The 13,428-nt window shown below is 35.5% G+C and carries 11 protein-coding genes and 1 pseudogene; 3 read left to right on the top strand and 9 right to left on the bottom strand.

Annotated features, from left to right (window positions below; all coding sequences use genetic code 11):
* Nucleotides 1-5: 5 nt before the first annotated feature.
* From ACTIEI_RS01725 to mutY, 6 genes are read right to left on the bottom strand one after another with little or no spacing between them, the layout of a single operon-like run.
* Nucleotides 6-1,382: a LutB/LldF family L-lactate oxidation iron-sulfur protein gene (locus ACTIEI_RS01725; protein WP_439504549.1), complete on the bottom strand. Its 1,377-nt coding sequence runs from the start codon at nt 1,380-1,382 to the stop codon at nt 6-8.
* A complete protein-coding gene (locus ACTIEI_RS01730; RefSeq protein WP_439504550.1) occupies nt 1,375-1,968 on the bottom strand; it encodes a DUF3109 family protein in 594 nt (197 codons plus the stop codon). Before ACTIEI_RS01730 ends, ACTIEI_RS01725 begins: the two co-directional genes overlap by 8 nt.
* Nucleotides 1,969-2,004: 36 nt before the next feature.
* Entirely contained in the window at nt 2,005-2,604 is a 600-nt protein-coding gene (locus ACTIEI_RS01735) for a hypothetical protein (RefSeq protein ID WP_439504551.1), read from the bottom strand.
* Nucleotides 2,597-3,946: a gliding motility-associated protein GldE gene (gene gldE / locus ACTIEI_RS01740; protein WP_439504552.1), complete on the bottom strand. Its 1,350-nt coding sequence runs from the start codon at nt 3,944-3,946 to the stop codon at nt 2,597-2,599. The genes ACTIEI_RS01735 and gldE overlap by 8 nt, the downstream gene beginning before the upstream one ends.
* Nucleotides 3,947-3,986: 40 nt before the next feature.
* Nucleotides 3,987-4,376, bottom strand: a complete 390-nt coding sequence (locus ACTIEI_RS01745) for a single-stranded DNA-binding protein (RefSeq protein WP_439504553.1) — start codon at nt 4,374-4,376, stop codon at nt 3,987-3,989.
* 44 nt (nt 4,377-4,420) lie between these two features.
* On the bottom strand, nt 4,421-5,533 hold the full coding sequence (mutY, locus tag ACTIEI_RS01750; RefSeq protein WP_439504554.1) for an A/G-specific adenine glycosylase: 1,113 nt from the start codon (nt 5,531-5,533) through the stop codon (nt 4,421-4,423).
* Between the two features lie 161 nt (nt 5,534-5,694).
* Between mutY and ACTIEI_RS01755 the strand changes: the two genes are divergently transcribed.
* From ACTIEI_RS01755 to ACTIEI_RS01765, 3 genes are all read left to right on the top strand, one after another.
* A complete protein-coding gene (locus ACTIEI_RS01755; RefSeq protein WP_439504555.1) occupies nt 5,695-5,979 on the top strand; it encodes an HU family DNA-binding protein in 285 nt (94 codons plus the stop codon).
* 26 nt (nt 5,980-6,005) lie between these two features.
* A complete protein-coding gene (locus ACTIEI_RS01760) occupies nt 6,006-6,866 on the top strand; it encodes a tetratricopeptide repeat protein (protein ID WP_439504556.1) in 861 nt (286 codons plus the stop codon).
* A gap of 321 nt (nt 6,867-7,187) precedes the next feature.
* Nucleotides 7,188-8,744 (top strand): Rne/Rng family ribonuclease, encoded by a 1,557-nt coding sequence (locus ACTIEI_RS01765; protein ID WP_439504557.1) that lies wholly within the window; start codon nt 7,188-7,190, stop codon nt 8,742-8,744.
* Between the two features lie 69 nt (nt 8,745-8,813).
* On the opposite strand, the gene ACTIEI_RS01770 is transcribed toward ACTIEI_RS01765, so the two are convergent.
* The 3 genes and pseudogenes from ACTIEI_RS01770 to ACTIEI_RS01780 form a co-directional block, all read right to left on the bottom strand.
* Nucleotides 8,814-10,205, bottom strand: coding sequence for a RagB/SusD family nutrient uptake outer membrane protein (locus ACTIEI_RS01770; protein WP_439504558.1), 1,392 nt, complete (start codon nt 10,203-10,205; stop codon nt 8,814-8,816).
* A gap of 19 nt (nt 10,206-10,224) precedes the next feature.
* Nucleotides 10,225-12,528 (bottom strand): annotated as a pseudogene (locus tag ACTIEI_RS01775) (SusC/RagA family TonB-linked outer membrane protein); the annotation flags it as partial.
* Nucleotides 12,516-13,301: a TonB-dependent receptor plug domain-containing protein gene (locus ACTIEI_RS01780; RefSeq protein ID WP_439504559.1), complete on the bottom strand. Its 786-nt coding sequence runs from the start codon at nt 13,299-13,301 to the stop codon at nt 12,516-12,518. The gene ACTIEI_RS01780 and the pseudogene ACTIEI_RS01775, both read right to left, overlap by 13 nt.
* Between the last annotated feature and the right edge of the window lie 127 nt (nt 13,302-13,428).

A 13,428-nucleotide genomic window follows, 5' to 3' on the forward strand; every position in this document is an offset into this window, starting at 1 on the left:
ACATTTTATTCCTTATTGGCTTCTTTCCATAATTCATTAAAGGTTTTGGTGCTAAAATCTAATTCTGATCTATGTGCAGTCCAACCTTGAAATACTTTATTCACCACCCAGTTTTTCATTTTACCATTCCCTGCATTCATCAATGTTCTATTCATGCTGGCCGTTTTCCAAACCTTCCAAGCAATTCGCTCTGCTAAACTACTATTACCTTGTACAACAGCTTCGTGTCTGTTATCTAATAATAGCTCATGTAAATTGATTCTCACGGGGCAAACTTCTGTGCAATTACCGCATAAAGAAGATGCGTAGCTTAAGTGTTTGTATTCATCTAATCCTTTTAAATAAGGAGTAATGACCTTTCCAATTGGACCACTATAGGTTGTATCATAAGCGTGGCCGCCAATGTTTTTATAAACAGGACAAGCATTTAAACAAGCTCCGCATCTTATGCAATACAATGCTTCTCTTGCTGTTTTATTAGCTAGTAAATTGGTCCTTCCATTGTCTAGCAAAATAACAATCATTTCTTCAGGACCATCTGTTTCGTTAGCCTGCCTTGGCCCTGAAATAATGGTGTTGTATACTGTTACCTTCTGTCCGGTGCCATAAGTAGAAAGTAGGGGCCAAAACAAAGCCAAATCGTGCACAGAAGGAATTACTTTCTCTATTCCTACGATTACTATATGGGTTTTAGGCCAGGCGCAACTCAATCTTCCATTGCCTTCATTTTCAGTTATTGCGATTGCCCCAATATCAGGCAAAATAAAGTTTGCGCCAGTTACACCTATTTCTGCCTGTACATATTTTTCTCTTAGCTTTTTCCTAGCTACTAATGTGAGTTCTTCCGGACTCAGTCCTCCCGGAACGCCTAATTTATCTGCAAATAAACGTGCTACGTCTTCTTTGCTTTTATGCATTGCTGGAGTTACAATATGGTATGGCGCTTCTCCATCTAACTGTTGGATATATTCTCCCAAATCGGTTTCAACGCTCTCTATTCCATTTTTCTCTAGATAACTATTCAAATGAATTTCTTCGGTAACCATGCTCTTGCTTTTTACAAGCGTTTTGCATTGCTTTTCTTTACAAATAGCTCCTATTTGAGATAAAGCTTCTTCTGCTGTTTCTGCCCATAAAACCTTTGCTCCTCTTGCGCTAATTTTTTCTTCAAACTGAATTAAGTATTGATCTAAATGTTCAATGGCTTCCCACTTTTTATTCTTTGCTATTTCCCTTGCCTGCATTACATTGGTAAACTGTTTTTTACCAATTGGAACTACTGCATTATACTTTCCAATATTGAAGTTGATTTTTCTTCTATGCTCTAAGTCGGCAGCTTTAATGGTACTCTTGGCTATAAAGGTTGCAGCAGTATTACTCATTTTTGTTCTTTTTCATTTCGGCAGCAGTAGCAGCCAATGTATCATAAAATTCTTCCCCGTACTTTCTGATCAATGCGTCTTTTAAGAAAACATACACGGGCACTTTTAGTTTATTCCCCAACTTGCATCCAGGCTTACACAAATCTTCTCTCGGATGGTAGTTAACATATTCTACATCAGGGTCTCTTTTACTTTTCCTTATCAGAATTGGAAATAAATGACAACTCAAGGGCTTTTTCCAATCTAGTTTACCATCATTATACGCTTGTTCAATTCCACAGATAATTGTTCCTGTTGCATCTTTTTTGCCATAAGCACAAATGCCTCCATTTATAGTTGGGGTTACCCAACCAAATTCTCGATCATATGTGTATTTGCCCACCCGCTCAACTTCTGCCTTGCCTTCTTCTGTCATATACGGCAGAATTTGCTGAAAATATTGGTCTAATTTTTCTAGTTCCCATTTTTCCATTGGAGCACCAGCATCTCCATCTTCACAACATCCACCTTTGCACTTAGTAAGATCACAAACAAAATGCTCTTCTACTACTTCATCACTTATGAGAATATGGTCTATTGCTATCATGTATACAATCTTATTTTTAAAGGTACTCCGATTATGCTAAAGCTGCTTACGCCAAGTAAAACTATTAATAAGGTGTTTAACATCCTCAATTAGAAACTGGTTTACAATGTTTAACGAGTCTTCATTGGGTGTTGCATCAAAATATAGCGCACCTCTTAAAAAATGCCTGGTAGAATCTGTTAGAAAAAACTGATTGGCAGTAGCCACATTTCCTCCTACTCTAAAGAAAATACCCTCCACATTATATGGATTTAACACTAAAGAGTCATCGATTGAATACGCTTTTGAAGTATGCTTACCAGTTAAAGTAAACGCATGTTTAATTAAAGTATCAAAATTGTTTTTCGCACCTATTTGCTTATAACTAACATAAATCCTACCACTAAACTGTGGAAAATCTATATTAATCCACCATGGGTTTTCTGTTGTTTCTCCAAAAAATGAACTGTCTTTAGTTATTGTGGCGTACACTGGATATTCAAAACTGTAAGGATAACCAGGGGCTTGAAAAAGCTGGTACTTTTTTTCAGGAAAATCAATTTTGAAATATCCAGTTGGCTTAGGAGTATATGGACTATTACAAGCAAAAAAGCAGTAAATCACACAAAATAAACTAGAAATTAACAACTTATTCATCTCGTCCTGCTTTAATAGTCAACTTTACTTTTAATATCCTATTCTTAGTTACCTCTAGAACAGTAAAATCAAATTCATTAGTAGCAATGACTTGGTTTACCTGCGGAATTTCTCCAGCAATCTCTAGTACCAACCCAGCCAATGAGTCACTCTCTCCTCTCTGTTCATCAAAAGTACTTGCTTCAATATTCATGATTTTACAGACGTCATTAATCATGATTTTACCCTCAAAAATATAATTGTATTCATCAATTTTTTTGTAGCCCGTATCCTCTTCATCAAACTCATCCTTAATTTCACCAATCACTTCTTCTAAAATATCTTCTAATGTGATGATTCCACTTGTACCACCAAACTCATCAACTACCACTGCAAAGTGGATTCGTTTCAATTGAAACTCTTGCAATAAATCTTCAATCATTTTTTGTTCATGAACAAAAAAGGGTGGTCTAATTAATGCTTTCCAATTAAAATCACTTGGCTCGTCTAAATAAGGTAAGAGATCTTTGGTGTGGATCATACCTGTGATATGATCTAAGCCTTCTCGATATATAGGAAGTCGACTATAATTCAACTCGCTAACAATCACTAATAATTCATTAAAGGGTATTTTTTCTTCAATTCCGTGCACATCTACTCTAGTCTTCATTACTTGCTTCACAGTAATATTTCCAAACTTTACAATCCCTTTGAGAATATTTTTTTCATTCTCTGAAGCTGTGTTATCAGTTGTAATATCAATAGCATGATCTAGTTCTTCTAAACTATATGAGTTACCATTTTTATTATTTAGAACTCGCTCTAACTTATCTGAATATTTAACTAATTTTTTACCAAAACCAGAACACAAGTAAGTCATTGCTTGTACAATACCCCCAAAATCTTTTGCAAAACGGATATTATTTTGAGTAGCCAGAACTTTGGGCATAACTTCTCCAAACAAAACAAGCATGAATGAAACTGCAATTACTTTAATAATAAACTCTATCCAAGCAGCACCATACTGTTCAAAATTGAATAAATCATCAATGAGTAAATTTGAAACAATGATGATTGCGATATTAACAAAGCTGTTGGCAATTAATAAAGAAGCCAAAAATGACTTAGGTTCCTCCAATAAATCTACTATTCTTTGATATGGCGGTATCTGCTTTGACCTTAAAAGATTGATGTCTTTATGTGTCAAAGAAAAAAAAGCCACTTCTGCTCCAGATAAAACAAAAGATAGAAAAAACAAAAGCGTAAGTACCATTATCAAAATGGTAGTGCCTTGTGCTTGCAATGCTGCTAATAAATTGATAGAAAAGAATAAATCGTTTATAGGATAATAATCCAAAGCCAAGGGTTTTGATTAAGGAGCAAAAATATCGTTTCTGCAACAATTAAAATGGAAGAGATTCATAATCTGGTTCTCCTGACCCAGGACCAGCTGTTCCATCAGCTCTTTTGTCTAGCATAATTAAGTTATCGGCTACTACCTCAGTGGCGAACTTTTTATGACCATCTTTATCTTCCCAACTCCTTGTTCTTAATCTACCTTCGATATAAATCAAGCTTCCCTTATGTAAATATTTTTCTGCTAAGTCTGCCAACCCTCTCCATAATACGATGGTATGCCATTCAGTTTGAGAAACCAATTTGCCAGTTCTATCTTTATAAGTTTCTGTTGTTGCTAATGGAAATTTAGCCACCCCAATATTTCCTTCCAACTGCTGAATATCTGGGTCTTTCCCCAAGTTACCAATTAGCATAACCTTATTTACGCCACGCATATGATTTTAATTTAGGTAATGTGCTTCTTAAAATTACCTTTTTTTTATTTAATTACCATCTTAGGTTTTTTTATATGTAAAGACTCTAAATAAGCAGTTATTATTCTTGGAAAGGCAAATTCACGAATATCACTTTCTTTTATCCATATAAGGCCTCCTAAATGCATAGGCAACTGTTTTATTTTAATATGAATAAACTGACTTGAAATTTGCTGATGGGTTAACTGCTGCTTACTTATTGACGAAATATATAAAACTGAAGCTGTTTTTAAATTTAGTTGTTCCTGTAACCATTGTAAAATCGTTTCTTCATTCCACTGAATTGATGTTGTTGATTCTACACTATAAAATTCATGTAATCCTTGCCATATATCCTTTTGCTGTCTTTGTCTAATTCCAATAGCGTCCTTATAATGAAAAACCATATAATATATCCAGCGCTTTTTCCGATTAATTATTTTTGTTTTAATTGGATATTGATTAACCTGAGTATTTAAAAACGCATGGCAATGGGTAGCTAACATACAGTTGCTGCAATTAGGTAATGCTGGTTTACAAACAGTAGCTCCAAAATCCATAATTGCTTGATTATATCTGCCGGGTTGATTATGGTCTAATAGTTGCTGTGCAAGTGCTGTAAATTGTTTTTTTCCTTCAAGGGTATCTATAGGAGTGTCTATGCCAAGGTATCTAGCAATTACCCTAAAAACATTACCATCTACTACTGCATAAGGCAAATTAAATGCAAAAGATGAAATAGCCGCTGCCGTGTAAGGACCCACTCCCTTTAATTTTAGAATTGCTTCATATTCAGTGGGGAATTTGCCTTCCAGTTCGAATACAATAAAGCGAGCGGTGTGCAATAAATTTCTGCATCGGCTGTAATAACCCAAGCCTTCCCATAATTTAAAAACCTGCTCCTCTTTTGCTTCTGCTAGCGCTATAATAGTAGGAAAATACTGAATAAACTTATTATAATAATCAAGCCCTTGCTCTACCCTTGTTTGTTGCAATATGACCTCACTCAACCAAATTTTATATGGATCTTTTTCTCCTTTCCAAGGCATTTTCCTTTTATTCTTTACTTTATTCCAGCTCATTAATTGTTGAGTGAACCATTGTAAAGAAATCTCTTTTGAAATAGTTTTATTGGCCATGCAGGTCTAATAATCGGGTCTGTATTTAATATATAATCAAATTTACAACTGTAACTAATTGAATTATTTGATACTGTCTTAAAAAAATGCGGTTGTTATTTGGGAAATTCACCTTTTTTTTGTTACTTTAAGATTGTAACTTATTATAAAAACAATTAATAATGAGAAAATCAGATCTCATCAATAACATTTCCGAAAAAACCGGCATACCAAAAGTAGATGTTTTAGTGACACTTGAGACTATGTTTAAGGAAGTAAAAGAAAACCTTTCTCGAGGTCAAAACATTTATATACGCGGGTTTGGCAGCTTTATTACAAAGAAAAGGGCAGCTAAAATTGGCAGAAATATTAAAAAAAATATTGCAGTTGAAATTCCTGAACATTTTATTCCTGCATTTAAACCTGCTAAAGAATTTGTAAGTGAGGTAAAAAGCAATCGTAAGTAGTTACCTTTGCCGAAACTGAACTTCACGTGAAAAAGAAACAATACGTTCTTTCTGCCATAGCCCTAATACTTTGTATAGCTTTATACATTGGTGGCAAAACTGTTCCTGATAAATCAGCAGTTACACATGCTGAAGGAGATGGGCACGATCATTCTGCGGATGGATCACAAAAAATAGACTTTAAAGCCATACTTGCTGCAGCAAAGGAAAATATTACGCCAAATCAAGCGCAAAGGCTTACTGCTCTAGAGAATTCTGTAACCCGAGGTGATGTAAAAGAACAGCAAATTCATGCATTTCATGAAATAGCTAGATTCTGGTTAGACTCTGCTAGAAAGTTTGAATTATATGCTTATTATACTTCTGAGGCTGCGAAGTTGGAAAATTCTGAAAAAAGCCTCACCTTTGCCGCCCGCTTGTTTTTAGACCGCCTGATGATGTCTGGTGATCCAGCCATGCAAACATGGTTAGCAAACAATGCGAAAGTTCTTTTAGAGAATGCCCTTAAAATCAATCCTGCAAATGATTCAAGCAGAATTGGACTAGGTTCTTGTTACCTATTTGGCAATATTAGTTCTAACCCTATGGAAGGCATTAATATGATTCGTCAAGTAGTAGAAAAGAACCCTGGAAATATTTATGGGCAAATGATGCTTGCGCTCGGAGGTAAAAAAAGTGGTCAATATGATAAAGCGATTGAACGTTTTTTACTGATTGTGCAAAAGGAACCTGACAATATTGAAGCTATTTTTCATATAGCAGAATGTTACGACCTTAAAGGAGATAAAACCAATGCTATTGTTTATTATGAAAAAGCAAAAGAATTGGTTAAAATTCCACAGGCAAAAGAAGAACTGAACAACCGAATCATGGAATTGAAAAAATAAATTATTGTTTAACTATTTAAATCTCTTTGTATGCCTTGTGGTAAGAAAAGAAAGCGTCATAAAATTGCGACGCACAAAAGAAAAAAACGTCTAAGAAAAAATCGTCATAAGAAGAAGAATAAATAATTCTCCTTTTGCACATATTTAAAAGCATTGTACCAAATGGTGCAATGCTTTTAGTACTTATCTACCTTTTGCTGCTGCTCATTCATTTCTGCAACTTTATTCCTCCTCCTCATTCTTCAGCAGCACAGTTTAGACTAAGTAGATGACAGACCCTGCAATTAGGTTCCTGTTAATGTATTATAAAGTTGCAAGCCCGTGAACAAAGAATTAATTATCAATGCTGGTAGTACTGGCGTAGAAATAGCTTTATTAGAAGATAAAAAACTAGTAGAGTTACATAGTGAAAGTACAGATATGAACTTTGCTGTGGGAGACCTTTACCTAGGTAAAGTAAAAAAGCTGATTCCTGGACTAAACGCTGCATTTGTAGATGTTGGTTTTGAAAAAGATGCATTTCTTCATTATACGGATTTAAGTCCATATGCAAGGTCTATTATCAAGTATACTCAATTGGCAATGCACGATAAAGATCCGAATGGATTTGATTTTTCGAAATTTCAAACGGAACCTGAAATCATAAAAACAGGAAAAATCAATGAAGTACTAAATGGGAAACCAAATGTGCTAGTTCAAATTTTGAAAGAGCCAATTGCTGCAAAAGGACCTCGCTTAAGTTGTGAAATCTCCTTACCAGGTCGCTTTGTTGTAGTGACACCATTCAATGAAATTGTTGCTGTTTCAAAAAAAATTCATTCTAGCGACGAAAGAAAACGTTTACATAAAATTGTGGAAGCTATACGACCCAAGAACTTTGGAATCATCGTAAGAACCGCAGCAGAAGGTAAAAGTACTGCAGAGCTTCACCAAGATTTGTTAAGTATTATCGACAATTGGAACAGCATTCAGAAAAAATTAAAAGGAGCAGTTGCACCTGTTAGAATTCTAAGTGAAGAAACAAAAACAACTAGTATTCTAAGAGACCTCTTAAGTGCAGACTTCAATAAAGTGGTAGTGAATGATCAAACCATTTTTAATGATACACAGGCTTATATAGAAAGAATTGCACCAGATAAAAAAGACATTGTTACTTTATTTCAGGGAAATGGGTTGTCGATATTTGATCACTATGGAATTACCAAACAAGTAAAGAGCTCTTTTGGCAAAACAGTTAATTTACCTAGTGGTGCTTATTTGATTATTGAGCATACCGAAGCATTACATGTTGTAGATGTAAATAGTGGATACAAAAGTGTAAGTAATAATCAAGAAGAGAATGCCTTACAGACTAATTTGGAAGCGGCAGAGGAAATGGCCAGACAACTCAGACTTCGAGATATTGGAGGCATCATTGTAGTAGATTTTATTGACATGAAGTTGCCTGACAATAAAAGGAAATTGCAGGAAGCTATGGAAGGCTTTATGAAAACCGATCGAGCCAAACATTCAGTACTACCTATTTCTAAGTTTGGATTAATGCAGATTACGCGTCAAAGAATGCGTCCTGAAGTGAATATAAATACTTCTGAAGTTTGTCCTGTATGCAAAGGGTCTGGTAAAATCACTTCAACTTTATTATTAGAAGATGAAATTGAAAAGCGCCTGTCTTACCTAACTTCTCATGCACACAAGAATTTAACATTGATGGTAAATCCTATCGTTTACTCTCATTTAACAAAAGGAATATTTTTTAACTCTATTATTAGAAAATGGAATAAAAAATTCAAAACTAAAATCAATATTAAAGCTAATACCAATTATCATATAGTAGAGTTTAGATTTTTTAACGAACATGAAGAAGAGATAAAACTCTAATAAAAAAATACAAAATAAAAACCCCGGTTCATATAAAATGACCGGGGTTTTCTTTATTTAAGTGACGAATTAATATCCTGCGTTTTGAACAAGATTCTTATTTACATCAGTCTCTCTTCTAGGAATAGGTAATATTAACTTAGGATCATTCCAAGCTAGTGTACCAACAGGTGTTTGTAAACGCTTAGCTTCAATCAAATTATGACCTTCAAATGCTAATTCAAATGATCTTTCCTTGGTAATATCAGCTAGTGAAACGGTCACTAAAGATGGCAAACCAACTCTATTACGGATTCTATTGATATCAGCTACTGGAGTAGCACCAACAGTAGTATTTAAACGTTGGTTACATTCTGCACGTGTTAAGAACATTTCAGCCAAACGAATAATTGCTACATCACCAAAACGATCTAAATGCTTCAAAGTATAGTTGTTACCACCACTTAAAATGAAGTACCCTTTTCTGAAATCACCCGCTTCGTAGGCATTGATATGAGTCGCTCTGATTTTACAATCACTTCTTCCTGCAGTACCAGGGATAGTTCCGATAGCTCTTCCGAAATAGGTATTCTGAGAATTGGTTCCGTCTTGTGCAGTTACTTTCAAAGAAAATAAATATTCCCCTGGAGTAGCACCTGCATTATTGATGAAGGTAAACCAGTTGCTACCAAAATTTGCAGCTAAGTTTTTACCACTTCCAGCAATAACTCTATTAGCAGCATCTCTTGCAGCAGCATAATCTTTTACCATTAAATGAACACGACTCAACTGAGCCGCAGCAGCCCATTTGCTTACGTAGTTGCCATTTGAGTTAGGCAATAAAGATTCTGCTTTTGTAAGGTCAGCAATTACTTGATCATATACTGCTTTTACAGTAGCTCTTGCAGGATAGTTTGCATCGGTTACGTTTCCAGTTGGTGTTAAAACCAAAGGAACACCAGGGTTAGTTGCATAATCTCCATCTCCCACAAATTTTGCATATAATCTTACCAATTCAAAATACATAGAAGCCCTAAGCATTAACGCCTCACCCTCTACAGAATTTCTTTTTGCAGTTGAAGAAGTCACTTTTGCTACAGCAGTTAACACATTGTTACAACGGTTGATTGTATTATAACAAGCAGCCCAAGTATCACGTGCGAATCCATTGTCAGAAACCATTTGGGTTTGATAGGCATCTGATAATCCAGCAAAAGTGCCCGTGAAATTGATATTGGTTGAATTACCAATTAGGTCATTCAATACCATGATATCTCCACCGTAGGCAGCTGCACTTTGTGCCCCATCATAAGCACCTACTAGTGTAACTAAAACGTCCCCCTCTGTATTTAAGGCTAAGTTATCAGCAATACTTTGTGTTGGTGCAATATCTAATCTCTTTTCGCAACCTACCATCGTAATCGCACCTAAAAGCAATGCTGCCTTAAAGTAATTACTCATGTTGTTGATTAATATTTTCATAATAGTTAGTATTAATTAATTAAAAGCCTACGTTCACGCCAAATAAAATAGTTCTTGGCTGTGGTGATGTATAGAAATCATTTCCTTTAGCAATATTTGAATCAAATGAGTCAGCATTAACTTCTGGATCCCAATAAGTATAGTTGGTAAAAGTTAACAAGTTTTGAGCTGATACATACACTCTTAAACGCTCGATTTTAAATTTAGACAATTGCTTTGCATTGAAAGTATAACCCAAAGAAACAGTTCTTAAACGGATATATGAACCATCAACGATATAACGGCTGCTTGCCTGAGAACCATTCACTCTATACAAACGCACTTGAGGTACATCAGTGATATCTCCTGGCTTCTGCCACCTTCTTAACTGGTCTGCAGTATTATTGTCTTCGTATAACATACTTGCAGAAGAGTATCTACCCATACCGTAAATATTATTCTCATTACCCAATACACCATTAAAGAAAATAGATGCATCAAAACCTTTGTAAGAGAAGTTATTGGTTATACCTAAGATATAGTCTGGGTTTGGATCACCAACTACAACTCTTTGTGCTAAATTATAGTTGCTAGTGGTTCCCTTATTTAAAGAGCCATCTGCATTCTTGGTATTCAAATAGAATAAAGCGTTTCCATTTGCAGGATCAACTCCAGCATATTGTGGTGTGTAGAATACACCCACTGCATATCCTTCTTCCACACGGTTCATGTTGCTGATACCGCCTTCAATAATTTGACCTTGAATATCAGTTACTTTACCAATGTTACGAGCGATATTAAAGCTGGTATTCCATTTGAAAGCACCAATTAGGTTTTGGGTATTCAATACAAATTCAAAACCTCTGTTCTCTAACTTACCTACGTTTCTTACTTGGCTATTAAAACCAGTAGTTGCAGGAATGTTTACGTTTAATAATAAACCATCAGTCTTCTTTACATAGTAGTCAATTTCACCGGTAATACGGTTATTTAAGATACCGAAGTCGATACCTATGTCAAATTGCTTGGTAGTTTCCCATTTCAAATTATCATTTCTCAATTGAGATGGGCGCTGACCAGCTGCACCAGCATAACCTGCATCTCCAGAGAATAGACCTAACTGAGGGAAGTTACCAATTTCAGCATTACCAACGATACCGTAACTAGCACGTAATTTTAAGAAGCTAATTAACTTATTGTCTTGTAAGAATTTCTCATTACTCATAATCCAACCAGCAGAAATCGCAGGGAAGAAACCAGATCTTGAGTTTTTACCAAATCTAGAAGACTGGTCAATACGCGCACTCGCAGCAACTATATATTTTTCATCGAAAGTATAGTTGGTTCTTAAGAAATAAGATAAGAATCTGAAATCTGTTTGAGAAGAACTACCAGCAGAAATAGTAGCAGCACTCGCAATTTTCTGATAAGAATCAGATGGGAATGCAGTACCTTCTGTAAAGTTGTATTTAGCTTGAGATTGCTGGTACTGTGTACCTAAAGTAGCACTGATATTATGCTTCTTAACTACCGTGCTATAGTTAAAATAAGACTGTGTATTATAGTTGGTTACAAATGCCCCTCTATTAGTTCCTAAGCCTCTAGAAGCCCTTGTTTGGTTTCTAACGGTTTGGGTTTGGAAATAACCTTCTTCATTTTGGCTTAAATAGTCCATACCAAATTCAGTTTGGAAAGTTAATCCCTTAGCTAAATAAGCTTTTAAATAAGCGTTACCAAATGTTCTGTATACATCTTGTGTATACTTAGCATAATTTACTGATAAAACAGGATTGTAGTACAATGGAATATTTACATCTCCAGGAGGCGCACCAGCAGGTAATCCTGTATTTGGATCAGTAAAAGGAGTCATTGGCATCAATGCAATCGCTTGTAGAGGATTGGAAAATGCGTTGTCATCAGGTAAACGTCTGTTAAACGTTCTTGATAAGCTTAATGAAACCCCCATATCCAACCAATCATTTACTTTTTGATCAATATTTAATCGACCAGTTGTTCTTGATAATTCGTTTCCAATCATAGTACCAGTTTGCTCTAAATGTTGGAATGAAGAGAAAAACTTGGTTTTATCGGTACCACCTCTGATTTGCATATCAGCTTGTCTGTAAGGTGCTTTTTGAAAAACCGCATCTTGCCAATCATATGTTTTTTTAGGGTCTTTAGACCAGTTACCATAACTGTAATAGTCCATCACTCCATCTTTAACATAAGTGGTCCAGCTATCAGGATCATTCAAAGGAGTACCATCTAAATCATCACGATATTTAGCCCCTTCTAAAATTAAGGTTGCATATTCTTCAGAATTCAACATTTTCAAACGCTTAGTTGCTTCAGCAGCACCAGTTTGGTAGTTGAAAGTAACTTGTGTTTTACCTGCACGTCTTTTTTTGTAGTAATTAAAATTACACCATTCGCAGCTCTAGAACCGAAGATAGCTCCAGCAGATGCATCTTTTAACACCTCAATAGACTCAATATCATTCGGGTTAAGGTCAACTAAAGGATTGGTTGCACCACCGTAAGAACTTTGGCTATTTGATGTCATAGGAATACCATCTAATACGTATAGAGGCTGGCTATTCGCACTGATGGAAGAGTTACCTCTTACACGAACAGTAACAGCTTGCCCTAGTTTACCAGATTGGCTATTTACAAAAACACCTGCAGCTTTACCCTGAAGGGCAGCATCAACGCTTGGCGTTGGCATATATTCGATGTCTTTGCCTTTTACGCGAGCAATATTACCAGTAACTTCTCTTTTGATTTGAGCGCCACCAAATCCGGTAACAATTACTTCACTTAAATTAGATACAGCTGAATTCATAGCAACATCAAGAGAAGTTCCTCTTACAGGAGCTTCTACTTCGTTGTATCCTACATAGGAGAATACTAATATTTTTACACTTGATGTTACTTTAATGCTGTATGCACCATCGGCTCCAGTAAGAGCCGTTACAGCGGTTCCTTTTGCTTTTACTGTTACGCCACCTAATGGGGTGCCGTTTGCAGCGTCAGTAACTTTACCTGACACGGTTGTTTGTGCATGAGCAACCACAACACAGAAGAGAGCAAAAAGCCCTACTAGCAGTTTTTTTCTCATAATTAGTTTTTTAGTTCAGCGCTGATCATTGAACCAGCTTGGCACCAAATTAGCGAAAAATTCATTTGTAAAGAAATTGTTAAAGGTTTTTTTAAGGTTTGTTAAAACTTACTGAATTTATAACATG

Origin of the sequence: Sediminibacterium sp. (assembly GCF_051860225.1) — a bacterium.
Classification (GTDB): domain Bacteria; phylum Bacteroidota; class Bacteroidia; order Chitinophagales; family Chitinophagaceae; genus Sediminibacterium.